The sequence below is a fragment of the Actinomycetospora sp. ABD4_176 genome (genome assembly GCF_056311855.1).
The window spans coordinates 1,262,146-1,286,009 of sequence record NZ_CM149974.1 but is presented as its reverse complement, the minus strand read 5'-3'; the positions used below and the strand labels follow the sequence as shown (position 1 = coordinate 1,286,009).

Here is a 23,864-nt window from a genome sequence, read left to right as displayed (position 1 = left end):
AGCAGGACAGACGTGCAGACCCACGAGATCCGCCGACGTTTCCTCGCCCACTTCGAGAACGCCGGTCACACCCCCGTCCCCAGCGCCTCGCTGATCCTCGACGACCCCACGCTGCTGTTCGTCAACGCGGGGATGGTCCAGTTCAAGCCGTACTTCCTCGGCGACGCCCCGGCCCCGTACGACACGGCCACGTCGATCCAGAAGTGCGTGCGCACCGGCGACATCGAGAACGTCGGCCACACCACCCGCCACAACACGTTCTTCCAGATGGCGGGCAACTTCTCCTTCGGCGACTACTTCAAGGAAGGCGCGATCCGCCACGCCTGGTCGCTGGTCACCGGGAGCCTCGACGACGGCGGTTTCGGCTTCGACCCCGAGCGCATCTGGGTCACCGTCTACGAGAACGACGACGAGGCCGAGCGCCTGTGGCAGGAGGTCGCCGGCCTGCCGATCGAGCGCATCCAGCGCCGCGACGGCCGCGACAACTACTGGGACATGGGGGTCCCGGGCCCCGGCGGGCCGTGCTCGGAGATCTACTACGACCGCGGGCCCGAGTACGGGGTCGAGGGCGGTCCGGTCGCCGACGAGGACCGCTACCTGGAGATCTGGAACCTCGTCTTCATGCAGGACGTCCGCGGCACCGAGAGCCCCAAGTACGGGGCCTCGCCGGTGGGCGAGCTGCCGCAGAAGAACATCGACACCGGCCTCGGCGTCGAGCGCGTCGCGTTCCTGCTCCAGGGCGTCGACAACGTGTACGAGACCGACCTGCTGCGCCCGGTCATCGACCGCACCCAGGAGCGCACCGGCCGCCGCTACGGCGAGTCCGAGGCCGACGACGTGCGCTTCCGCGTCATCGCCGACCACGTGCGGACCGCCGCCATGGTCATCGGCGACGGCGTCACGCCGGGCAACGAGGGCCGCGGCTACGTGCTGCGGCGCCTGCTGCGCCGGGTGGTCCGCAACGCCCGCATCCTCGGGTGCACCGAGCCGGTGCTCGTCGACCTCGTCGGCGTCGTGCGCGACGCGATGGGCCCGTCCTACCCGGAGCTGCTCACCGCCTACGAGCGCATCGCCGCCGTCGTGCGTGCCGAGGAGGAGACCTTCCTCGCCACCCTGGCCACCGGCTCGAAGCTCTTCGACAGTGCCGTGGCCGAGACCCGCTCCGGCGGCGGCACCACCATCGCCGGCGCCAGCGCCTTCGCCCTGCACGACACCTACGGCTTCCCCATCGACCTCACCCTCGAGATGGCCGCCGAGCAGGGGCTTCAGGTCGACGAGGGTGCCTTCCGCACGCTGATGGACGAGCAGCGGGCCCGGGCCAAGGCCGACGCCGCCGCGCGCAAGCAGGGCGGGGCCGACGCCCACGCCTACCGCGAGATCCTCGAGCGCGCCGGGCTCACGCAGTTCCTCGGCTACGAGCTGCTCCACGCCGACGCCACGATCGTCGGGCTGATCGTCGACGGCGAGTCCGTGTACACCGCCGGGGAGGGCAGCCGTGTCGAGGTGCTGCTCGACCGCACCCCGTTCTACGCCGAGGGCGGCGGGCAGCAGGCCGACACCGGGCGCATCGTCGGCGACGGCTTCGTCGTCGAGGTCGACGACGTCCAGACGCCGGTGCCGGGCCTGGAGGTCCACCGGGGCCGGGTGACGCAGGGCGAGGCCGTCCGCGACGCCGCCGTGCACCCCGAGGTGGACATCGAGCGCCGGCACGCCATCTCGCGCTCGCACACCGCCACCCACCTCGTGCACGCCGGCATGCGCCGCGCGCTCGGGGACGCCGCCGCCCAGGCCGGGTCGCTCAACGCCCCGGGCCGGCTGCGGTTCGACTTCACCTCGCCCGGCGGGGCTGTCCCGGCGTCGGTGCTCACCGACGTCGAGGACGAGGTCAACTCGGTGCTGCTCGGCGACGACGAGGTGCGCCCGTACGTCACGTCGATGGACGAGGCCCGCCGGCTCGGCGCGATCGCCCTGTTCGGCGAGCGCTACGGCGACGAGGTGCGGATCGTCGACATCGGCGACTACTCCCGCGAGCTCTGCGGCGGCACCCACGTCGGGCGCACCGGGCAGCTCGGCCTGGTCAAGCTCCTCGGCGAGGGGTCGGTCGGCTCGGGCGTGCGGCGCGTCGAGGCCCTCGTCGGCATCGACGCCTTCCGGTTCCTCGCCCGCGAGCACGTGCTGGTCAACCAGCTCGCCGAGCAGTTCCGGGCCCAGCCCGACGAGCTGCCCGACCGCATCGCCGGGGTGGTCGACCGGTTGCGCGCCGCCGAGAAGGAGCTCGAGACGATCCGCGCCCGCGAGGTGCTGTCCTCGGCCGGCTCGCTCGTCGACGGGGCCGAGGACGTCGGCGGGATCGCGCTCGTCGCCGCCCGCACGCCCGAGGGCGTCGGGGGCGGGGACCTGCGCTCGCTCGCCGGCGACGTCCGCGGGCGGATGCAGGGCCGGCCGGCCGTCGTGGCCCTCTTCGCCCCCGACGGGGACAAGGTGTCGTTCGTCGTCGCCACCACCGAGGGCGCCCGCGAGCGCGGCCTCGCCGCCGGAGACCTGGTCAAGGCCTTCGCCCCCGCGGTCAACGGCCGGGGCGGCGGCAAGCCGGACCTGGCCCAGGGCGGCGGCAGCGGGGTCGCCGGGGTGGACGAGGCCATCGCGGCCCTGCGCGCCGAGGTGGCCCGCGCTGGCGGCTGACGGATCGGTGAGCGGTCGGCGTCTCGGGGTGGACGTCGGCAGCGTGCGCGTGGGCGTCGCGCTGTCCGATCCCGGCGGAGTCCTCGCGACACCGCTCGTTACCCTCGATCACGACGGAGCCGGCACCGACCTGGACCGGCTCGTGGCGCTCGTCGACGAGCACGAGGTGGTCGAGGTGGTCGTGGGGCTTCCCCGGACGCTCGCCGGTCGCGACGGTCCGGCCGCGCAGACCGCACGGGAGTACGCCGAGGCCCTCACGCGCCGTCTCGGCGACCGCGCGGTGCCCGTCGTGCTCTCCGACGAGCGGCTGACCACCGTGAGCGCCACCCGGACGCTCTCCGACCGCGGCGTCAAGGGCCGCAAGCAGCGTCGGGTCATCGACCAGGCCGCCGCCGTCGGGATCCTGCAGGGTCACCTCGACGCCCGCCGGGCGCACGGTGCGCCCGGCCGCGCGGAGGACTCGTGACCGGACGTCACGGCGGGCCCGGCCGACCCGGCCGGCCCGACGGCCGCGCGCCCCACCCCGAGCGCCGGCTGGTGCGGATGTCACCCGCGCCCGCCCGGCCCCGGGTCCGCCGGGTCGCCGGCCACCAGCAGCACCCGCCGCCGCAGCACCCCTCGACGCGGTCGGGCGTGCACCCCGACGCCGAGACCGACCGGTACGACGCGGCGCAGTGGCGGCGGTCGTTCCCCGGCGACGACGCGGACACCGAGACGACGGCGACGGCGGGGAGCGCCGGCGTCGCCGACCCCGGCGAGGGCGCCGGGGGCGGCGCGGCGGACACGGCCGACGCGGCCGACGCGGCCGACCCCGGGTGGCTCCTGGGCGACGCTCCGGAGGACGACGCCCCGGACCCGGAGCGCCGGGACACCGGGACCGTGCCGGAGGACCGCCGTCGATCGCGGCGGCGGTGGCTGTGGCCGGCGGTGGCCGGGATCCTCGTGTTCGCGCTGGTCGGCGGGGTGTTCTTCGCCCGCGACCTGCTGCCGCTGCTCTTCCCGCCCGACTACGAGGGGCCGGGGTCGGGCCGGGTCGTCGTCGAGGTCGCCGACGGGTCGTCCACCCGCGCGATCGGCGAGGAGCTGGTCGCTGCCGGCGTCGTCGCGTCCGCGCGGGCCTTCGGCGACGCCGCCGAGGAGGACCCGAACGGACGCGGCATCCAGCCCGGCTTCTACGAGCTGCGCCGCCAGATGTCCGCGGCCGGCGCCGTCGAGGCCCTGCTCGACCCCGCCAGTCGGGTCGGGCGCCTGGAGATCCGCAGCGGCACCCAGCTCGACGACACCGCCGGCGCGGGCACGTCGACCGTGCCCGGCGTGCTGTCGGCGATCTCGCGCGCCACGTGCACCGTCGACGAGACGGGCGCGCAGCGGTGCGCGAGCGTCGACGACCTGCGCGCGGCGATGGCCGAGACCGATCCGGCCGAGCTCGGGGTGCCGACCTGGGCGCTCGAGGGCGTGCGCCGTGCCGAGCCGAACCGGCGCCTCGAGGGCCTGCTCGCCCCGGGCACCTACGACATCGCCCCGGGCACCGGGGCGCGCGAGGCGCTCACCGCCGTCGTGACGGCCTCCGTCCCGCGGCTGGAGGCCGGCGGGCTGGTGGCGGACGCCGAGGCCGCGGGGGTGGCGCCGTACGACGCGCTGATCGTCGCGTCGCTGGCCGAGCGCGAGGGCGTGCCCGCCGACTTCGCGAAGGTCACGCGGGTCATCGCCAACCGGCTCGCGGTGCCGATGCGCCTCCAGTTCGACTCGACGGTGAACTATCCGCTGGACCGTCAGACCCTCCTGACCAGCCCGTACGACCGCGCCCGCCCCGGCCCGTACAACACGTACCTCAACTTCGGGTTGACCCCGACCCCCATCGGCGCGGTCAGCCCCGAGGCCCTCCGCGCGGCCCTGGAGCCGACGCCGGGGCCGTGGGTGTACTTCGTGAAGTGCCAGACCGACGGCATCTCGTGCTTCGCCGTGACGCCCGAGGAGCACGACGCCAACCGGCGCCTGGCCCAGGCCCGCGGGGTCTACTAGGTGCGCGCGGCGGTCCTCGGCTCGCCGGTGTCCCACTCGCGCTCGCCGGTGCTGCACCGCGCGGCGTACGAGGCGCTCGGGCTCGGCGGCTGGACCTACGAGGCGATCGAGTGCACCGCCGAGGAGCTGCCGGCCTTCGTGCGCGGGCTCGACGCGTCCTGGGCGGGGCTGTCGGTGACGATGCCGGGCAAGCGGGCGGCGCTGGAGACGGCGACCGTCGTGTCCGCGCGCGCCTCGCGCGTCGGGGCCGCGAACACCCTCGTGCCCCGCGACGGCGGCTGGGCGGCGGACTGCACGGACGTCGACGGCGTCGCCGGCGCCCTGCGCGCCGCCGGCGTGCGCGCCCCGACGGCCGCCGCGGGCACGGCCGACGTCGTGGTGCTGGGCAGCGGGGCGACGGCGTCGGCGGCCCTGGGCGGGATCGACGAGGTGGGCTCGGCGGCGGTGACGCTCGTCGTGCGCGACGAGGCCCGGGCCGCTGAGACGCTGGCGGTGGCCCGCGCGCACGGCCTGGTGCACCGCGCGGTGACGTGGCCCGACCTCGAGCCCGCCGACCTCGCGCGGGCCACGGCCCTGATCAACACCACGCCCGCCGGCAGCATCGATGCCGACCGCGCGACCTGGATCGTGGCGGGGCTGCCGGAGTGGGCGGTGGTCCTCGACGCGGTCTACCACCCCTGGCCCACGCCCCTGGCCGCCGCGGCCGCGGGGCGCGGGCTGTCCGTGGCCACGGGCCTGGACATGCTGCTGCACCAGGCCTTCGGGCAGGTCGAGCAGTTCACGGGCCTCCCGGCGCCCCGCGCGGCGATGCACGGGGCCCTCGCCGCCACGGCCGACCTGCCGCTGCTGCCGCTGCTGCCGCTGCCGACCTGAGCGGCGACGTCGGCGCTCCGGCGCGATGGCGGGGTCGGCGACCTATGCCCATGATCGCGCCGAGACCGACCGCCGAGCGCGACGGCCGCCGAGCCCGTCACCCCGGACGTCTCGTCCCTGGCGAAATCGAGCATCGGATCGATCCACGTGCCGAGCTCGAGCAACGGATTCGCTGCCGATCTCGAGTCGCGGACGGCCATCGAGAGTCGCCGCGGGCCCCAACCCTCCGATCGCCGCGCCGCCCGGCCGGCCGGCCGCTCGCCCGGCCGCGGCAGACCGCCGCGCGCCGCGCCAGACCGCCGCGCCGATCGCCGCCCCGGCTGCCGGCGCCGACGTGCTCTCGTCGTGAGGGCGGTCCTGCACCCCGGCCGCGCGCTCTCCGCCGCCCCCGCTGTCGGCGTCGCTCCCGCTCGGATCACGCTCGTCGGTCTCGATGCGATCTCGGGCATAGGTCGTACGGGTCGGGTATCGGTCCACACGCGGATCGGGCGATCGACAGCGCAGGCCGTCGGAACGTTCTCGTGACGGGCTCCGACGACCACGGGTGCCGGTGCCGAGCGTCGGACGGTCGCCGAGAGCCGCGGCGACCGCCATGCCACCTCGCTGTCGGTCTCGACGCGATCTTGGGCATAGGTCGTCCGGGCCCTGTCCCGACCCCGCACGGATCGGGACGCCGGTGTCGGCTGTCGCCGCCCCAGCGCCCCGGCACCCCACGGATGTCGTGCCCTGTCCCCATCGTCCGGGTTCGTCCACAGGCGGACGGCCCAGTGCGTGACCGGGCGGACGGGTCGGGCGCAGGCTCGGGTTCGTGACGACGGTGCTGGTGGCCGCGGGCGGCGGCGGTGGGGCGGGCGCGCTGGTCGGCGCCGGGCTGCGGGCGGCGCTGGCCCGCATGCGGCGCGGAGCGCTGGTCTCTCGAGCAGGGAGCAGCGGCGCGCTCGCCGTGCTGTGGGCGGTGGCGGCGGGCCTCGTCGGGGCCGGCACGGTGCCGGCCGCGTGGCTCCCGCCCTGGCTCGTGCTCGGCGCGCTGGTGGTGGCCGGCAGCGCGGTCGACCTCGCCGCGCACCGCCTGCCCGACGCCCTCACCCTGCCCGCGGTCGGCGTCTCACTCCTCGCCCTGCTCCCGCTCGGCACCGCGACGACGGCGACGGGGGCGGGCGGCGCGCTCCTGCTCGGCGGGGCCTTCGCGGCCGTGCACCTCGCGGTGCCGGGAGCCCTCGGCGCGGGCGACGTCAAGCTCGCCCCGTCGCTCGGCGCGCCCCTCGCGGCGGCGTCACCGGCAGCCCCGGTGCTCGCCGTCGTGCTGGGCGCGGTCGGGGTCCTGGTCCTGGCGTCGGCAGGTCGCTCGCGCCGCGTCCCGTTCGGCCCTCCACTGCTGCTCGCGGCCTGGGTCGTGCTCTCCGTGAGCCTCGCCGCCGGGTGGACACCGTGATCGCCGCGGCGTGGAACGATGGGCCCGTGTTGCGGTGGTTGACGGCAGGCGAGTCGCACGGGGCGGCGCTCACGGCGGTGCTCGAGGGCATGGTCGCGGGCGTGTCGGTGAGCTCGAAGGAGGTGTCGGCGGAGCTGGCGCGGCGGCGCCTGGGCTACGGGCGCGGCGCGCGGATGAGCTTCGAGGCCGACGAGATCGAGATCTCCGGGGGCCTGCGCCACGGCGTGACGCTCGGCAGCCCGGTGGCCATCCGGATCGCGAACTCCGAGTGGCCCAAGTGGGAGACGGTCATGTCGGCCGACCCCGTCGACCCCGCCCTCATCGAGGGGCGCGCCCGCAACGCGCCGCTGACCCGGCCCCGCCCGGGGCACGCCGACCTCGCCGGCATGACCAAGTACGCCTTCGACGAGGCCCGCCCGGTGCTCGAACGCGCCAGCGCCCGCGAGACGGCGGCCAAGGTCGCGCTCGGTGCGGTGGCCAAGGCATTCCTCGCCCAGGCGCTCGGGGTCGAGGTGCTCTCGCACGTGGTCAGCCTGGGCACCGCCGACGCGACGCCCGGCGCGATCCCGCTGCCCGGCGACGGCGAGCGCATCGACGCCTCCCCGGTCCGCGCGGTCGACGAGGCCTCGACCGCGGCGATGGTGGCCGAGGTCGACGCCGCCAAGGAGGACGGCGACACCCTGGGCGGCGTGGTCGAGGTCGTCGCCCACGGCCTGCCGGTGGGGCTCGGCTCCTACGTCCAGGCCGACCGGCGTCTCGACGCCCGCCTGGCCGCCGCCCTCATGGGCATCCAGGCGATGAAGGGCGTCGAGATCGGCGACGGCTTCACCACCGCCCGCCGCCGCGGCTCGCAGGCCCACGACGAGATGCACCTCGCCGCCCCCGGCATCAGCCGCGCCTCCAACCGCGCCGGCGGCATCGAGGGCGGCATGACCAACGGCGAGCCGCTGCGCGCCCGCGTGGCCATGAAGCCGATCTCGACGGTGCCCCGCGCGCTGGCCACGGTCGACACCGCCACCGGCGAGGCCGCCACCGCCCACCACCAGCGCTCCGACGTCTGCGCGGTGCCCGCGGCCGGGGTGGTGGCCGAGGCCCTGGTCGCGCTCGTGCTCGCCGACGCGGCCCTGGAGAAGTTCGGCGGCGACTCGCTGCGCGAGACCACCCGCAACCTCGAGGCTTACCGGGCGGGCATCGACCCGCACCTGCTGCGGAGCGAGCCGTGAGCCCCGTCGTGGTCCTCGTGGGCCCGCCCGGTGCCGGCAAGTCGACGGTGGGGGAGCGGCTCGCGGCCCGCCTCGGGGTGCCCTTCACCGACAGCGACACGATCGTCGAGGCCCGCGAGGGCCGGGCGATCAGCGACATCTTCCTCACCGACGGCGAGCCCGCGTTCCGGGCGATGGAGCGCGAGGCGGTCGCGACCGCGCTCGCCGAGCACGACGGCGTCCTCGCCCTCGGCGGCGGCGCCCCGATGACCGAGGGCGTGCGCGCCGACCTCGAGGGCCACCCCGTGGTCTTCCTCGCGGTCGGGCTCGCCGCCGGCGTGCGCCGGGTCGGCCTCTCGACGGCGCGCCCGCTGCTCGCCGGCGTCAACCCGCGCGCCACGTTCTCGGCGCTGCTCTCCGAGCGCCTGCCGGTCTACCGCGCCGTCGCCCGCCACGAGATCGCCACCGACGACCTCGAGCCCGACGCCGTCGTCGACGCCGTGCTCGCCGCCCTCACCCCGGAGGGCGACCGTGCCCGCGGGTAGCGCCACCGAGCAGCGCGTCCACGTCGCCACGGCCGCCCCGTACGACGTGGTCGTCGGCCGCGGGATCACCGGCGCGGTCGCCGCGACCCTCGCCGGCACCGCGACGGTCGTCGTGTGCCACCAGCCCGCGGTCGCGGGGATCGCGGGCGCGGTCCGGGAGGCCCTCGAGGCGCAGGGCGCCCGCGTGCACCTGCTCGCCCTGCCCGCGAGCGAGGACGGCAAGGACCTCGCCACCGCCGGCCGGTGCTGGGAGGAGCTCGGGCGCCTCGGCGTGACCCGCTCCGACGCGCTCGTGGCCGTCGGCGGGGGAGCGGCCACCGACCTCGTCGGCTTCGTCGCCGCGTGCTGGATGCGCGGCGTCCGCGTGGTGCACGTGCCGACGACGCTGCTGGCGATGGTCGACGCCGCGGTCGGCGGCAAGACCGGCATCAACACCGGCGCCGGCAAGAACCTGGTCGGTGCGTTCCACGAGCCCGCCGCCGTGGTCGCCGACCTCGACAGCCTCACCACCGTCAGCCGCGCCGAGCTGGCCGCCGGGATGGCCGAGGTGATCAAGACGGGGTTCATCGCCGACCCCGCGATCCTCGACCTCGTCGAGGCCGACCCGGCCGCCGCCCTCGACCCGGCCGGCGACGCACTCGGCGAGCTCGTCGTGCGCTCGATCCGGGTCAAGGCCGACGTCGTGGCCGCCGACCTCCGCGAATCGCACCTGCGCGAGATCCTCAACTACGGGCACACGCTCGGCCACGCGGTCGAGCGCCGCGAGCGCTACCGGTGGCGTCACGGCGAGGCGGTGTCGGTGGGCCTGGTGTTCGCGGCCGAGCTGGCCCGGCGCGCCGGGCGCCTCGACGACGCCACCGCCGACCGGCACGCCGCCACCCTGCGGGCCGTCGGGCTCCCGACGACCTACCCCGCCGACGCGTTCGACGAGCTCGTCGGGACCATGCGCCTGGACAAGAAGTCGCGGGGCGCGCTGCTGCGCTTCGTCGTGCTCGACGGGCTCGCGAACCCCGGGCGGCTCGAGGGCCCCGACCCGGCGGACCTCGCCGCCGCCTACGCCGCGCTGGCCGGCTGACGAGGGGCGGGAAGGCAGCGAGGGGAAGGCGGCGAGGGGCGGGAAGGCGCGAGGGGCGAAGGCTCAGCCCTTCGGCCGCCGCAGCCCGAACCTCCGGCGCGGGCCCCGCTCCGGCTCGGAGGACTCGGAGGACTCGGCGGGCTCGCCACCGCCCGGACCGCCCCGACCGTCGAGGTCCGAGGCGTCCACGGCCGGCTGGCTGCCGGTCGGGTCGAGCGGGCCGCCCGGGCGCGGGAAGGCGGGCAGAACCGCGACCACCGGCGGCTCCATCGACTCGGGCACGTCCGCGATCGAGCCCGGCGAGCCCGCCGAGCCCGCGCCGGTCGCGTCGGCCCCGAACGGCGAGGACACGTCCCCGCCGGCGGGGCGCACCGTCGACACCCGCCGCCGGCCGGCCAGGCGCGGCGCCTCGGGCATCCGCTCCCGCTCGGCGACCTCGGGACCCGCGACCTCGGGACCCTCGGGCACCCGCTCCGGCGCGCGCCGTCGCGGCCTGCGCACGCCCGCCACCGCCGGCTCGGCCGGGCGGACCGTGGTCGGGACGACGCCGACGCGGGCCGCGGCGCGCGCGGCCGAGGGGGCGCGGGGGTCGGGCGTGACGTCGGCGCGGTCGAGCGCGGCCTGGGCCGCGACGGCGTCGTCGTCGGCGTCGAGCATCGGGTCGTCGGCGCCCTCGCCGTGGCGGCGCATCGACAGCCAGCCCAGGCGGGACCCGACGAACACCGCGGCGAGGATCAGCAGCGCGGTGAAGGAGGCCCGTCCGACGAGCGCGGACTGGAGGTCGGCGACCCCGGTGTCGTCGACGAACAGGGCGAGCAGGATCCAGCTCAGCAGCCCGGCACCCGGCGCCGCGGCCAGCGCGGCGAAGAACCAGGTCCACTCCGGCGGCCGCCGGTCGAGCACGATCTCCGCGCCCACCCAGCCGATCACGACCGCCGCGACGACGAGGAGCAACAGGACGCTCCAGAGCCGCAGCATGTCGGGCGACCACGACCGCAGCGCCACGAACGCCGCCTGCGCGACGCCGAACACGGGAGCCAGCACGAGCGCGCGCAGAGCCCAGGGACGCAACCGGACCGAGGCGGGGAGCACACCGACACCGTACGACGCGCCCTCTTCTACGCTGACGGGTGTGGAGCCCACCCGTCCGGAGCGCGCGCCCGGCGGGCACGCGCGGCGCCGCGACGCGCTGCGCCGGCTCCTGCGCGAGGCCGGTCTGGAGGCGCTGCTCGTCACCGATCTGGTCAACGTCCGCTACCTGACCGGCTTCACCGGGTCGAACGCCGCGCTGCTGGTCCACGCCGACGACGAGGCCGACCGCGGCGAGGACCGCACGGTGCTCGCCACCGACGGCCGCTACACCACGCAGGCCGCCGCCCAGACCCCCGACCTCGCGGTCCTCGTCGAGCGGGCCTGCGCCCCCGCCCTGCTCAGCAGCGGCACCAGCGGCAGCAGCGGCACCGTCGGGTTCGACAGCGCCCACGTGACGGTCGACGGGCACGCCGACCTGCTCGCGGCCCTGGAGCACGGCGAGCTGCGCCGCGCGCCGGGCCTCGTCGAGACCCTGCGGGCGGTCAAGGACGCCGGCGAGGTGGACGCGCTGCGCCAGGCGTGCGCGGCCGCGGACGTCGCGCTGGCCGGGATGATCGCGGCCGGCGGCCTGGCCCCGGGGCGCACCGAGCGCGAGGTGGCCCGCGACCTCGAGGAGCGGATGCGCGAGGCCGGCGCGGAGGGGCCGTCGTTCGACTCGATCGTCGCGGCCGGCGCCCACGCGGCGATCCCGCACCACCGCCCGACCGACGCGCCGCTGGTCGACGGCGACCTGCTGACCATGGACTTCGGTGCGCTCGTCGACGGCTACCACTCCGACATGACCCGCACGATCCTCATCGGCACCCCCGCCGACTGGCAGCGCGACCTCCACGCCCTCGTCGCCGAGGCCGCGGCGGCCGGGCGCGCGGCGCTCGCCCCGGGCGTCGCCACGCGCGACGTCGACGCGGCGGCACGCGGGGTCATCGCCGCGGCGGGGTTCGGCGAGCAGTTCGTGCACGGTCTCGGCCACGGCGTCGGGCTCGTCATCCACGAGGCTCCGGCGGTGTCCGCGACCGCGACCGCTACCCTGGACGCGGGCATGACGGTCACCGTCGAGCCGGGGGTGTACCTGGCCGGGCGGGGCGGGGTCCGTATCGAGGACACGCTCGTCGTCACCGACGACGGTGCCGTGTCCCTCACGCAGAGCCCCCGGGATCTCGAGTTCCGGGACGACCCGTAGGAGAGAGCGCTCCCGTGGCGACGACGAACGACCTGAAGAACGGCCTCGTGCTGCGGATCGACGGCAACCTCTGGACCGTCACCGAGTTCCAGCACGTCAAGCCCGGCAAGGGCGGGGCCTTCGTCCGCACGACGCTGAAGAACGTCATGACCGGCAAGGTCGTCGACAAGACCTTCAACGCGGGCACCAAGGTCGAGACCGCCAACGTCGACCGGCGCGACATGACCTACCTCTACCGCGACGGCGACGACTTCATCTTCATGGACGCCGCCGACTACGAGCAGGTGCCGGTGAACGCCGCGACGGTGGGCGACCAGTCGCGGTTCCTCCTGGAGAACCAGGAGGTGCAGGTGTCGTTCAACGACGGCGTGCCGCTCTACATCGAGCTCCCGGCCTCGGTCGAGCTCGAGATCACGCACACCGACCCGGGCGTGCAGGGCGACAGGTCCACCGGCGGCACGAAGCCGGCCACGGTGTCGTCGGGCGCGGAGATCCAGGTCCCGCTGTTCCTCGAGACGGGCACGAAGGTCAAGGTCGACACCCGCGACGGGCGCTACCTGGGTCGCGTGAGCAGCTAGGTGACACGCAGCGGAGCCGAGCCCCGGAAGGGCTCCCGCTCGAAGGCCCGCAAGCGGGCCCTCGACATCCTCTTCGAGTCCGAGGCCCGGGGCGAGGACCCCCAGGAGGTCCTCGCCCGGCGCATCGCGGGCGCCGACGCGCCGCCGGTCTCGGAGTTCGCGGCCTCGCTGGTCGAGGGCGTCGTGGCCCACCGCGACGAGATCGACGAGGTCATCTCGTCGTACTCGCGGGGCTGGACGATGGCGCGCATGCCGGCCGTCGACCGGATGATCCTGCGGATCGGGGTGTTCGAGATCCGCTGGTCGCAGGACGTGCCCGACCCGGTCGCCATCGACGAGGCCATCGACCTCGCCCGCGAGCTGTCGACCGACGACTCGCCGCGCTTCGTCAACGGGGTGCTGGCGGGGGTGTCGTCGGGCCGCCCGGGCACGGTGGCGCCGCCGAGCCCCGACCGCGTCGAGGTCCCGGCGGGTGTCGAGCTGGCGCCGGCGGACGAGCAGGCGCCCGCCGACGGCGAGCCGCGCGAGGGCTAGGAGCCCCTGCTCGTGCCTACTCGTCCCTACTCGTCCAAGGCCCGGGCGACGCGCGCCTCGGGCGGCAGGACGCCCCAGTCGACGAGCTGGTCGGACAGCTCGCCCGGGCTCATGTCGTAGATGATCGCGAGCGAGCGCAGGTCCTCGTTGCGGATGGAGAGGACCTTGCCGTTGTAGTCGCCGCGCTGGCTCTGGATCGCCGCCGCGTAGCGGGCGAGCGGCCCGGCCTTCTCGGCGGGCAGCTGCTGCAGCCGCTCGAGGTTGATGACGATCTTGGCGGCGGGCTCCGACCCGGAGGGCACGCGGCCCTCGGGCAGCAGCTCGGCCACGGGGACGCCGTAGAAGTCGGCGAGCTCGGCGAGCTTCTGGACGGTCACCGCGCGGTCGCCGCGCTCGTAGGACCCGACCACGACGGCCTTCCACCGGCCGCCCGACTTCTGCTCGACGCCGTGCAGGGACAGACCCTGCTGCTGGCGGATGCCCCGGAGCTTCGACCCCAGCGCCTTCGCGTAGTCACCCATCTGGCGGACACCCCGTCCTCTCGCGTCGCCCGGCTCGCCCCGCCCGTGCACCCAGCGAAGTCGATACGGAGAGTGATGATGCGCCCCGGGTCGTCACATGGTCAAGCCGAGGATCGGGCGGATCGTCGCCGGTGTGGCTCGCAGCACTCCGTCCGGGCACGGACCACGGCGCGTAGCGCTTGGGTCGGAGCAGAGCGACGACGAGGGTCACACGGGCGGCCGGAGATCGGCGCGTCGTCGCTGATAGTGTCGGAGCCAGTCCTGACCGACATCCTTTAAGAGCCGTCCGGCGAGGCGGAGAAGGAGGGTCGTCCGCGTGCCGTCACGGCGCCGCGGCGCACCCGGGTCGGGTGGCGCGAGTGCCGAGGGTGAGCGCGAGCTCCTCTCGGCGGCCGATCTCGCGCGCACCGTGGCCCGCGTCGCCCACGAGATCATCGAGCGCACCGCCCCCGACGGCGGAACGGCTCCGGTCGTCCTGCTGGGTCTGCCGACCCGCGGCACCTACCTCGCGCGCCGGCTCGCCGAGCGCATCGGCGAGATCACCGGGGCCGTCGTGCCGACCGGCACCCTCGACCCCACCCTCTACCGCGACGACCTGCGGCTGCGCCCCACCCGCGCGCTCGCGGAGACCGAGCTGCCGCCGGGCGGCATCGACGACGCGGTGGTCGTGCTCGTCGACGACGTCCTGTTCTCCGGGCGCACGGTGCGCGCGGCGCTCGACGCCCTGCGCGACCACGGCCGCCCGCGCGCGGTCCAGCTCGCGGTCCTCGTCGACCGCGGGCACCGCGAGCTGCCGATCCGCGCGGACTACGTCGGGAAGAACGTGCCGACCAGCCGCTCCGAGGACGTGGCCGTGCGCCTCGTCGAGGTCGACGGCGAGGACGGGGTGAGCCTGCGATGAGCACAGACACGAGCACGAGCACCGGTATCGGCCTGCGCCACCTGCTCTCCACCGAGGGGCTGCACCGCGAGCAGGCCGAGGCCCTCCTCGACACCGCCGCGGGCATGGAGCAGGCGCTGACCGGCCGCGCGGTGCGCAAGCTGCCGACGCTGCGCGGGCGCACGGTCGTGACCCTCTTCTACGAGAACTCCACCCGCACCCGCGTGTCGTTCGAGGTCGCGGGCAAGTGGATGAGCGCCGACACGATCAACGTCAGCGCCTCGGCCAGCTCGGTCAGCAAGGGCGAGTCCCTGCGCGACACCGCGGCGACGCTCGGGGCCGCGGGCGCCGACTGCCTGGTCGTGCGCCACCCGGCCTCGGGCGCCCCGCACCGCATCGCCGCCTGGCTCGACCGCGTCGGGCACTCCCACCTCGGACGGGACGGGCACGTCGCGGTCGTCAACGCCGGCGACGGCACCCACGAGCACCCGACCCAGGCGCTGCTCGACGCCGCGACCCTGCGCCGGCGGCTGGGGCGGGTCGAGGGCGCGCACGTCGCGATCGTCGGCGACGTCCTGCACAGCCGCGTCGCGCGCTCCAACGCCCACCTGCTCGCCACTCTCGGCGCGCGGGTGACGCTCGTGTCGCCGCCGACGCTGCTGCCGGTCGGGGTCGGCGACTGGCCGGTCGCGATCTCGCACGACCTCGACGCGACGCTCGCGAGCGGCCCGGACGCGGTGATGATGCTGCGCGTGCAGGCCGAGCGCATGCACGGCGCCTTCTTCCCCTCGGCGCGTGAGTACGCGGTGCGCTTCGGCCTCTCGCAGCAGCGCGCCGACCGCCTGGGAGACCACGCGGTCGTCCTGCACCCGGGGCCGGCCGTGCGGGGCATGGAGATCGCGAGCTCGGTGGCCGACTCGGGACGGGCCGCCATCGCCGAGCAGGTCACCGCCGGGGTCCACGTGCGGATGGCCGTGCTCTACCACCTGCTGGCCGGAGAGGACGTGGCGTGAGCACCACGAGGATCGCGGGCGTCCGCCCCTACGGCGAGGACGCCGCAGACCTGTACGTCCGCGACGGGGTCCTCGTCGACCCGGCGGACCTCACCGGCGACCCCGACGAGACCGTCGACGCCGGCGGGCTGATCGCCCTGCCCGGGCTGGTCGACCTGCACACCCACCTGCGCGAGCCCGGCGGGGAGGAGGCCGAGACCGTCGCCACCGGCTCGGCGGCCGCGGCGCTCGGCGGCTACACCGCGGTGTTCGCGATGCCCAACACCGACCCGGTGGCCGACTCCCCGGTCGTCGTCGAGCACGTGTGGCGCCGCGGGCGCGAGGTCGGGCTGGTGGACGTCCACCCGGTCGGTGCGGTCACCGTCGGCCTCGAGGGCGCGAAGCTCGCCGAGATGGGGATGATGGCCGCCTCGCCGGCGCGGGTGCGGATGTTCTCCGACGACGGGCGCTGCGTGAACGACCCGCTGGTGATGCGCCGGGCGCTCGAGTACGCCCGCGCGCTCGGCGCCGTCGTCGCCCAGCACGCCGAGGACCACCGGCTCACGGTCGGCGCCCAGGCCCACGAGGGCCCGGTCGCGGCGCGCCTCGGGCTCGCCGGGTGGGACCCGGCGGCCGAGGAGTCGATCGTCGCGCGCGACGTCATGCTGGCCGCGACGGCGGGCGCGCGCCTGCACGTCTGCCACCTGTCGACGGCCCGCTCGGCGGAGGTGCTGCGCTGGGCCCGCGAGCAGTACGACGTGCGCGTGTCCGCCGAGGTCACGCCCCACCACCTGCTGCTCACCGACACCGCCGCCGAGGACTACGACCCGGTGCACAAGGTCAACCCGCCGCTGCGCCCCGCGGGGGACACCGCGGCGCTGCGCCGGGCGCTCGCCGACGGCACGGTCGACTGCGTCGCCACCGACCACGCGCCGCACGCCGTGGAGGCCAAGGACTGCGAGTGGTCGGCGGCGCGGCCCGGCATGCTGGGGCTGCAGACCGCGCTGCCGGTGGTGGTGACGACGATGGTCGCCACGGGCCTGCTCGACTGGCGCGGCGTCGCGCGCGTGTGCAGCGAGGCACCGGCGCGGATCGCGGGGCTGACCGACCAGGGGCGTCCGCTGGCGTCCGGGGAGCCCGCGAACCTCGTGCTCGTCGACCCCGACGCCGCGTGGACGGTGCGCGGCGCGGAGCTCGCGAGCCGGGCGGACAACACCCCGTACGAGGGGATGGAGATGCCGGTGTCCGTGGTGCACACCATGCTGCGGGGCCGGTGGACGGTGCGGGACGGGAAGGTAGACGTCAATGACTGATGAGGCGGTGCTGGTCCTCGAGGACGGCAGCCTCCACCGCGGCGAGGCCTTCGGCGCCCGTGGGCGGACGCTGGGCGAGGCGGTGTTCGCCACCGGCATGACCGGCTACCAGGAGACGCTGACCGACCCCAGCTACCACCGACAGATCGTGGTGGCCACGGCCCCGCACATCGGCAACACCGGGTGGAACGACGAGGACGACGAGTCCGCGCGCATCCAGGTCGCCGGCTACGTCGTGCGCGACCCGGCCCGGCGCCCGTCGAGCTGGAGGTCGAGCCGCGAGCTCCACACCGAGCTCGCCCGCCAGGGCGTGGTGGGGCTCGCCGGCGTCGACACCCGTGCGATCACGCGCCGTCTGCGCGAGGCCGGCTCGATGCGCGCGGGCATCTTCTCGGGGGACGCGCTGGCCGACGGGACGACGATGCGCGCCGCGGTGCTCGACAGCCCGGCGATGACGGGCGCGGACCTCGCGGGCGCGGTGACGACGGGCGAGGCCTACACGGTCCCGGCGGTCGGCGGGACCCGCTTCCGCGTGGCGGCGCTGGACCTCGGCATCAAGGCGAACACGCCGCGGATGCTCGCCGAGCGGGGCATCGAGACCCGCGTGCTGCCCGCGACCGCGACGATCGACGAGCTGCTCGAGGGCGGGCCGGACGGGGTGTTCCTCTCCAACGGCCCGGGCGACCCGGCGACCGCGGTGCACGCGGTCGACCTCACCGCGGAGGTCCTGCGCCGCGAGGTGCCGCTGTTCGGCATCTGCTTCGGCAACCAGATCCTCTCCCGCGCCCTCGGGCTCGGGACGTACAAGATGCGCTACGGCCACCGCGGGATCAACATCCCGGTCGTCGACCACACCACCGGCACGGTCGCGATCACGAGCCAGAACCACGGCTTCGCGGTCGCGGGGGAGCCGGGCGCGCGGGTGAGCTCGCCCGCCGGCACGGTGCACCTGAGCCACTCGTGCCCGAACGACGGCACCGTCGAGGGCGTGACCTGCGAGGACGTGCCCGCGTTCAGCGTGCAGTACCACCCGGAGGCGGCGGCCGGTCCGCACGACGCCGCGGGCCTCTTCGACCGGTTCGCGGACCTGATGGGGAAGAACTGATGCCGCGCCGCGACGACATCCACCACGTCCTGGTCATCGGCTCCGGGCCGATCGTCATCGGGCAGGCCGCCGAGTTCGACTACTCGGGCACCCAGGCGTGCCGCGTGCTGCGGGAGGAGGGCCTGCGCGTCTCGCTGGTCAACTCCAACCCCGCGACGATCATGACCGACCCGGAGATCGCCGACGCCACGTACGTCGAGCCGATCACCGTCGAGCACGTCACCAAGGTCATCGAGGCCGAGGCGGCAGCGGGGGCCCCGGTCACTGCGCTGCTCGCCACCCTCGGCGGCCAGACCGCGCTGAACACGGCGATCGCCCTGCACGACGCCGGGGTCCTCGAGCGCTACGGCGTCGAGCTGATCGGTGCCGACATCGACGCGATCCAGCGCGGCGAGGACCGGCTGAAGTTCAAGGAGATCGTCCGCTCGATCGGCGGTGACGTCCCGCGCAGCGAGGTCTGCCACTCGATGGACGAGGTGCGCGCGACCGTCGCCGAGGTCGGGCTGCCCGTCGTCATCCGGCCCAGCTTCACCATGGGCGGGCTCGGCTCCGGCCTGGCCTACACCCACGACGAGCTCGAGCGCCTGGCCGGCACGGGCCTCGCCGCGAGCCCGGTGCACGAGGTGCTCATCGAGGAGTCGGTGCTCGGCTGGAAGGAGTTCGAGCTCGAGCTCATGCGCGACGGCAAGGACAACGTCGTCGTCGTGTGCTCGATCGAGAACATCGATCCGATGGGCGTGCACACCGGCGACTCGGTGACCGTCGCGCCGGCGATGACGCTGACCGACCGCGAGTACCAGGTCATGCGCGACACCGGCATCGCCGTGCTGCGCGAGGTGGGCGTCGAGACCGGCGGCTGCAACATCCAGTTCGCGATCCACCCGACCACCGGGCGTCTCGTCGTCATCGAGATGAACCCGCGGGTCTCGCGCTCGTCGGCGCTGGCGTCGAAGGCCACCGGCTTCCCGATCGCGAAGATCGCGGCGCGACTGGCCGTCGGCTACACGCTCGACGAGATCACCAACGACATCACCGGCGAGACCCCGGCGAGCTTCGAGCCGACGCTGGACTACGTCGTGGTCAAGGTGCCGCGGTTCGCCTTCGAGAAGTTCCCCGGCGCCGACCCGACGCTGACGACGACGATGAAGTCGGTCGGCGAGGCGATGGCGCTGGGCCGCAGCTTCCCCGAGGCGCTGAACAAGGCGCTGCGCTCGGCCGAGACGAAGTCGCTGGGGTTCTGGACGCAGCCGGACCCGGTCGACGAGACCGTGGACGAGGCGCTGCACCGGGCGTCGCTGCCGCGGGACGGTCGGCTCTACGCCGTCGAGCGCGCGCTGCGCCTCGGGGCGAGCGTCGCGCAGGTCAGCGAGGCCTCCGGCATCGACGCGTGGTTCGTCGAGCAGATCGAGGGCCTGGTCGCCCTGCGCGCGGAGCTCGCCGACGCCCCGGTGCTCGACGAGGGCCTGCTGCGGCGGGCCAAGCGCTCCGGGCTCTCCGACGCCCAGGTCGCCGCCGTGCGCCCCGAGCTCGCCGGCGAGCAGGGCGTGCGGGCGCTGCGCCGGCGCCTGGGCGTGCGGCCGGTCTACAAGACGGTGGACACCTGCGCCGCCGAGTTCGCCGCGCGCACGCCGTACCACTACTCGGCCTACGAGTCCGACCCCGCGGCCGAGACCGAGGTCGAGCCGCAGACCGACCGCCCCAAGGTGATCATCCTGGGCTCGGGGCCGAACCGGATCGGGCAGGGCATCGAGTTCGACTACTCCTGCGTGCACGCGGCGTTCAGCCTGCGCGCCGCCGGGTTCGAGACCGTGATGCTCAACTGCAACCCCGAGACGGTGTCCACCGACTACGACACCTCCGACCGCCTGTACTTCGAGCCGCTCACCGAGGAGGACGTGCTCGAGGTCGTGCACGCCGAGCAGGAGAGCGGTCGCAGCCAGGATCCGGACAAGCCCGGCCCGGGGCTGGTCGGGGTCGTCGTGCAGCTGGGCGGGCAGACGCCGCTGAAGCTCGCCGCCGGGCTCGAGGCGGCCGGGGTGCCGGTCGTGGGGACGCCGCCGGCCGCGATCGACCTCGCCGAGGAGCGCGGCGCGTTCGGGCGCGTGCTCGCCGACGCCGGCCTGCCGGCCCCGCCCTACGGCACGGCGACCAGCTTCGACGGCGCCCGCGAGATCGCCGCGACGATCGGCTACCCGGTGCTGGTGCGCCCGTCGTACGTGCTGGGCGGGCGCGGCATGGAGATCGTCTACGACGACGAGACCCTGCGCGACTACATCGCCCGCGCCACCGAGGTCACCCCGGACCACCCGGTGCTCGTCGACCGCTTCCTCGACGACGCCATCGAGATCGACGTCGACGCGCTGTGCGACGACGAGGGCGAGGTCTACCTCGGCGGCGTCATGGAGCACATCGAGGAGGCCGGGGTGCACTCCGGCGACTCGTCGTGCGCGCTCCCGCCGATCACGCTCGGCGGCGCGGACCTGGCCACCGTGCGCGAGTCGACGGTCGCCCTGGCCCGCCGGCTCGGGGTGCGGGGCCTGATGAACGTCCAGTACGCGCTCAAGGACGACGTGCTGTTCGTGCTCGAGGCCAACCCGCGGGCCTCGCGGACCGTCCCGTTCGTCTCGAAGGCCACCGGCGTGCCGCTGGCCGGCGCCGCGTCGCGGGTGATGCTCGGCGCGACGATCGCGGAGCTGCGCGCCGAGGGCGTGCTGCCCGCGGCCGGCGACGGCGCGGACCTGCCGCGCGAGCACCCCGTCGCGGTCAAGGAGGCGGTGCTGCCGTTCCACCGGTTCCGCCGCCCCGACGGCCGGGGCGTCGACTCGCTGCTCGGCCCGGAGATGAAGTCGACGGGCGAGGTCATGGGCATCGACCGCGCCTTCTCCACCGCGTTCGCGAAGTCGCAGGCCGCCGCCTCGGGTCCGCTGCCCGCGCGCGGCAAGGTGTTCGTCTCGGTGGCCAACCGCGACAAGCGCTCGCTGATCTTCCCGGTCAAGCGCCTCGCCGACCTGGGCTTCGCGATCCTCGCGACGGCCGGCACCGCCAGCGTGCTCGAGCGCAACGGCATCGCCTGCGAGGTGGTCCGCAAGCACTTCGAGGGGTCCGACAACATCGTCGACCGCATCGCGGCCGGCGAGGTCGACCTCGTCGTCAACACCCCGGTCGGGCACGCCGGCCCGCGCGTCGACGGCTACGAGATCCGTGCGGCGTGCCTGGACGTCGGCGTCCCGTGCGTCACCACCGTCCAGGGCGCCGCGGCGGCCGTGCAGGCCGTCGAGGCGGCGATGCGCGGCGAGGTCGGGGTGACGCCGCTGCAGACCTTCCACGCGCGCCTGGCGGCGGCGCGGCAGGGGGCGGGGCAGGGGACGGGGCAGGGGACGGGGCAGGGGACGGGGCAGGGGACGCCCGTGCCCGAGGCGGCCGCCCCGGTGGTGGTGGTCGGCTCGTGACCGGCTTCCGCACGCGGCTGCGCGAGGCGGTCGGCGCCCACGGGCCACTGTGCGTCGGGATCGACCCGCACCCGGGCCTGCTCGCGGCATGGGGCCTCGACGCCGACGCGGCCGGGGCGGAGCGCTTCGCGCGCGGCGCGGTCGAGGCGCTCGCCGGGCACGTCGCGCTGCTCAAGCCGCAGGTGGCGCTGTTCGAGGTGTACGGCGGCGCCGGGATGCTCGCCCTCGAGCGGGTGCTCGCCGACGCCCGCGACGCCGGCGTCCTCACCGTCGCCGACGCCAAGCGCGGCGACATCGGCTCGACGATGGCGGGCTACGCCCGGGCCTGGCTCGCCGACGACGCCCCGCTCGCGGCCGACGCGGTGACGCTCTCGCCGTACCTGGGCGTGGGCGCGCTGGCGCCGGCGCTGGACCTCGCCGTCGCCACCGGCCGCGGCGTTTTCGTGCTCGCCCGCACGTCGAACCCGGAGGCGTCCGGGGTGCAGTCGGCGCAGGCGTGGGTCGGCGGGTCGGGAGGGTCGCCGCGGGGGATGCGCGAGGTGGCGCAGTCCGTCGTCGACGCGCTGGCCGACCACAACGCCGCGCACCGGGACGGCCCGGGCGACGGCGCGGCGGGCGTCGTCGTGGGGCTCACCCGCGGCACCACCGGGCGCGACCACGGGCTGGACCTCTCCGCGCTGGGCGGGCCGGTGCTCGTGCCCGGGCTCGGCGCGCAGGGCGGCACCCCGGCCGACGTGGCGGCGGTGTTCGGCGGCGCGGACGCGCCGGACGGACCGGGCGGGGCGTGGGGACCGGTTGTCCCGGTCAGCGCCCGGGAGGTGCTCACCGCGGGCCCCGACCACGGAGCGCTGAGAGCCGCGGTCGGCGCGCTGAACGGGACGCTCACGGGGTAGCCCGGTCGCGTGGGTGCCGATGGTCGGAGATCACGCTCCGGTGGGCGCGACCGGCGTCCGACCTGCGGACACTCCCGCCCCACGGACTGTCGGTGTCGGCCTCGCGCGGTACGTTCGCCACCACCCGTCAAGCCCATCGCCACCACGGGTCCGCCCCCTGCGGGGAGCGGGACCCGTCGTCACGACCCCCGGAGGAGAACGTGGCATTACCCGAGCTGACCGAGGAGCAGCGGGCCGCGGCGCTCGAGAAGGCCGCCGCCGCTCGCCGTGCCCGGGCCGAGCTCAAGGAGCGGCTCAAGCGGGGAGGCACCAGCCTCTCGGAGGTGCTCGAGCAGGCCGACTCGGACGAGGTGCTCGGCAAGATGAAGGTCTCGGCGCTGCTCGAGGCCATGCCGGGTGTGGGCAAGGTGCGCGCCCAGCAGATCATGGAGCGCCTCGAGATCGCCCCGAGCCGCCGCCTGCGCGGTCTGGGCGAGCGGCAGCGCAAGGCACTGCTCGACGAGTTCTCCGGCGAGTGAGCCGGTGACCGGTCGATGAGCGGGGACCCCGCCCACGGGCCCGGCCGGCTGATGGTGCTGGCCGGGCCGTCGGGGGTCGGGAAGAGCACGGTCGTCGCCGAGCTGCGGCGCATCCGCGCACCCCTGTGGTTCAGCGTCTCGGCGACCACCCGGGCCGCCCGGCCCGGGGAGGTGGACGGGCGCGACTACCACTTCGTCTCGGCGGCCGAGTTCAACCGGATGATCGCCGAGGGCGAGCTGCTCGAGTGGGCGGAGATCCACGGCGGCATGCACCGCTCGGGGACGCCGCGCGCCCCCGTCGACGAGCACCTGGCCGCTGGGGAGCCGGTGCTGCTCGAGCTCGACCTCGCGGGGGCGCGGGCGGTGCGCGCGCAGCGGCCGGACGCGCTGTTCGTGTTCTTGGAGCCGCCGTCGTGGGAGGTCCTGGTCGACCGGCTGATCGGTCGGGGCACCGAGGCCACCGAGGTCGTCGACCGGCGCCTGGCCACCGCGCGGGAGGAACTGGCCGCACGCAGTGAGTTCGACGTCGCCGTGGTGAACCACGACGTCGGGGAGACCGCGCGCCGGTTGGTAGAGTTGAGCGTCGGTCCTCCCGTCGACGGCGCAGAACGCGCAGGCCCGAGGGCCGTCCCGACAGACTCATCACCTGCGCCGGACCGTTCCGCGTCCGGCGCGACCTCTGCAGGAGCGAGCGAGTGAGCATTCCCACCGGACGGGCCGGCAGCATCCTCGAGGGGCCGGAGGGCATCACCAACCCCCCGATCGACGAGCTGCTGGAGACGGTGAGCTCCAAGTACGCGTTGGTCATCTACGCGGCCAAGCGCGCCCGCCAGATCAACGACTACTACGCCCAGCTGGGCGAGGGGCTGCTCGAGTACGTCGGCCCGCTCGTCGAGCCCGGCCCGCGCGAGAAGCCGCTGTCGGTGGCCATGCGCGAGATCCACTCCGGCCTGCTCGAGCACACCGAGGGCGAGTGAC

21 protein-coding genes and 1 pseudogene are annotated in these 23,864 nt (G+C 75.5%); 20 read left to right on the top strand and 2 right to left on the bottom strand.

All coding sequences use genetic code 11. From position 1 onward, the window contains the following. Positions 1 to 12: 12 nt before the first annotated feature. The 8 genes from alaS to aroB all read left to right on the top strand — a co-directional run bounded on the left by alaS (position 13) and on the right by aroB (position 9,831). Positions 13 to 2,682: an alanine--tRNA ligase gene (alaS, locus tag ACYX4T_RS06265; protein WP_476013696.1), complete on the top strand. Its 2,670-nt coding sequence runs from the start codon at positions 13 to 15 to the stop codon at positions 2,680 to 2,682. 7 nt (positions 2,683 to 2,689) lie between these two features. After that, complete coding sequence (ruvX, locus tag ACYX4T_RS06260) at positions 2,690 to 3,148, top strand: Holliday junction resolvase RuvX (RefSeq protein WP_476013695.1); 459 nt, start codon at positions 2,690 to 2,692, stop codon at positions 3,146 to 3,148. Beyond that, on the top strand, positions 3,145 to 4,704 hold the full coding sequence (locus ACYX4T_RS06255) for an endolytic transglycosylase MltG (protein ID WP_476013694.1): 1,560 nt from the start codon (positions 3,145 to 3,147) through the stop codon (positions 4,702 to 4,704). Before ruvX ends, ACYX4T_RS06255 begins: the two co-directional genes overlap by 4 nt. Continuing rightward, positions 4,705 to 5,577 (top strand): shikimate dehydrogenase, encoded by an 873-nt coding sequence (locus ACYX4T_RS06250; protein WP_476013693.1) that lies wholly within the window; start codon positions 4,705 to 4,707, stop codon positions 5,575 to 5,577. An 808-nt stretch (positions 5,578 to 6,385) separates the two neighbouring features. Continuing rightward, on the top strand, positions 6,386 to 7,009 hold the full coding sequence (locus ACYX4T_RS06245) for a prepilin peptidase (RefSeq protein ID WP_476013692.1): 624 nt from the start codon (positions 6,386 to 6,388) through the stop codon (positions 7,007 to 7,009). A 26-nt stretch (positions 7,010 to 7,035) separates the two neighbouring features. After that, a complete protein-coding gene (gene aroC, locus ACYX4T_RS06240) occupies positions 7,036 to 8,232 on the top strand; it encodes a chorismate synthase (RefSeq protein WP_476015199.1) in 1,197 nt (398 codons plus the stop codon). Beyond that, positions 8,229 to 8,756 carry a shikimate kinase gene (locus tag ACYX4T_RS06235; protein WP_476013691.1) on the top strand — a complete coding sequence of 176 codons (528 nt, stop codon included), beginning with the start codon at positions 8,229 to 8,231 and terminating at the stop codon, positions 8,754 to 8,756. Before aroC ends, ACYX4T_RS06235 begins: the two co-directional genes overlap by 4 nt. Further along, positions 8,743 to 9,831: a 3-dehydroquinate synthase gene (aroB, locus tag ACYX4T_RS06230; protein WP_476013690.1), complete on the top strand. Its 1,089-nt coding sequence runs from the start codon at positions 8,743 to 8,745 to the stop codon at positions 9,829 to 9,831. The genes ACYX4T_RS06235 and aroB overlap by 14 nt, the downstream gene beginning before the upstream one ends. 63 nt (positions 9,832 to 9,894) lie before the next feature. On the opposite strand, the gene ACYX4T_RS06225 is transcribed toward aroB, so the two are convergent. Continuing rightward, positions 9,895 to 10,923 (bottom strand): hypothetical protein, encoded by a 1,029-nt coding sequence (locus ACYX4T_RS06225; RefSeq protein WP_476013689.1) that lies wholly within the window; start codon positions 10,921 to 10,923, stop codon positions 9,895 to 9,897. 40 nt (positions 10,924 to 10,963) lie between these two features. Between ACYX4T_RS06225 and ACYX4T_RS06220 the strand changes: the two genes are divergently transcribed. From ACYX4T_RS06220 to nusB, 3 genes and pseudogenes are all read left to right on the top strand, one after another. Beyond that, on the top strand, positions 10,964 to 12,103 hold the full coding sequence (locus ACYX4T_RS06220) for a M24 family metallopeptidase (RefSeq protein WP_476013688.1): 1,140 nt from the start codon (positions 10,964 to 10,966) through the stop codon (positions 12,101 to 12,103). Positions 12,104 to 12,117: 14 nt separating this feature from the next. After that, positions 12,118 to 12,681 (top strand): elongation factor P, encoded by a 564-nt coding sequence (gene efp / locus ACYX4T_RS06215; RefSeq protein WP_476013687.1) that lies wholly within the window; start codon positions 12,118 to 12,120, stop codon positions 12,679 to 12,681. After that, positions 12,682 to 13,131 (top strand): annotated as a pseudogene (gene nusB, locus ACYX4T_RS06210) (transcription antitermination factor NusB); the annotation flags it as partial. It abuts the gene before it with no gap. 110 nt (positions 13,132 to 13,241) lie between these two features. Here nusB and bldD read toward each other — a convergent pair. Further along, a complete protein-coding gene (bldD, locus tag ACYX4T_RS06205) occupies positions 13,242 to 13,736 on the bottom strand; it encodes a transcriptional regulator BldD (protein ID WP_337698787.1) in 495 nt (164 codons plus the stop codon). A 316-nt stretch (positions 13,737 to 14,052) separates the two neighbouring features. On the opposite strand from bldD, the gene pyrR reads away from it, so the two are divergent. The 9 genes from pyrR (at position 14,053) to rpoZ (ending at position 23,863) form a co-directional block, all read left to right on the top strand. Then, positions 14,053 to 14,637, top strand: a complete 585-nt coding sequence (gene pyrR, locus ACYX4T_RS06200; protein ID WP_476013686.1) for a bifunctional pyr operon transcriptional regulator/uracil phosphoribosyltransferase PyrR — start codon at positions 14,053 to 14,055, stop codon at positions 14,635 to 14,637. Positions 14,638 to 14,669: 32 nt separating this feature from the next. Further along, on the top strand, positions 14,670 to 15,629 hold the full coding sequence (locus tag ACYX4T_RS06195; RefSeq protein ID WP_476015198.1) for an aspartate carbamoyltransferase catalytic subunit: 960 nt from the start codon (positions 14,670 to 14,672) through the stop codon (positions 15,627 to 15,629). Continuing rightward, complete coding sequence (locus ACYX4T_RS06190; protein ID WP_476013685.1) at positions 15,626 to 16,921, top strand: dihydroorotase; 1,296 nt, start codon at positions 15,626 to 15,628, stop codon at positions 16,919 to 16,921. Before ACYX4T_RS06195 ends, ACYX4T_RS06190 begins: the two co-directional genes overlap by 4 nt. Then, entirely contained in the window at positions 16,914 to 18,026 is a 1,113-nt protein-coding gene (gene carA, locus ACYX4T_RS06185) for a glutamine-hydrolyzing carbamoyl-phosphate synthase small subunit (protein ID WP_476013684.1), read from the top strand. Before ACYX4T_RS06190 ends, carA begins: the two co-directional genes overlap by 8 nt. Next, positions 18,026 to 21,475, top strand: coding sequence for a carbamoyl-phosphate synthase large subunit (gene carB / locus ACYX4T_RS06180; protein WP_476013683.1), 3,450 nt, complete (start codon positions 18,026 to 18,028; stop codon positions 21,473 to 21,475). The genes carA and carB overlap by 1 nt, the downstream gene beginning before the upstream one ends. Next, positions 21,472 to 22,368: an orotidine-5'-phosphate decarboxylase gene (gene pyrF, locus ACYX4T_RS06175; RefSeq protein ID WP_476013682.1), complete on the top strand. Its 897-nt coding sequence runs from the start codon at positions 21,472 to 21,474 to the stop codon at positions 22,366 to 22,368. The genes carB and pyrF overlap by 4 nt, the downstream gene beginning before the upstream one ends. A 200-nt stretch (positions 22,369 to 22,568) precedes the next feature. After that, complete coding sequence (mihF, locus tag ACYX4T_RS06170; RefSeq protein WP_133830239.1) at positions 22,569 to 22,886, top strand: integration host factor, actinobacterial type; 318 nt, start codon at positions 22,569 to 22,571, stop codon at positions 22,884 to 22,886. 15 nt (positions 22,887 to 22,901) lie between these two features. Then, entirely contained in the window at positions 22,902 to 23,585 is a 684-nt protein-coding gene (gene gmk / locus ACYX4T_RS06165; protein WP_476013681.1) for a guanylate kinase, read from the top strand. Further along, on the top strand, positions 23,582 to 23,863 hold the full coding sequence (gene rpoZ / locus ACYX4T_RS06160) for a DNA-directed RNA polymerase subunit omega (protein ID WP_274199273.1): 282 nt from the start codon (positions 23,582 to 23,584) through the stop codon (positions 23,861 to 23,863). The genes gmk and rpoZ overlap by 4 nt, the downstream gene beginning before the upstream one ends. Position 23,864: the final 1 nt, after the last annotated feature.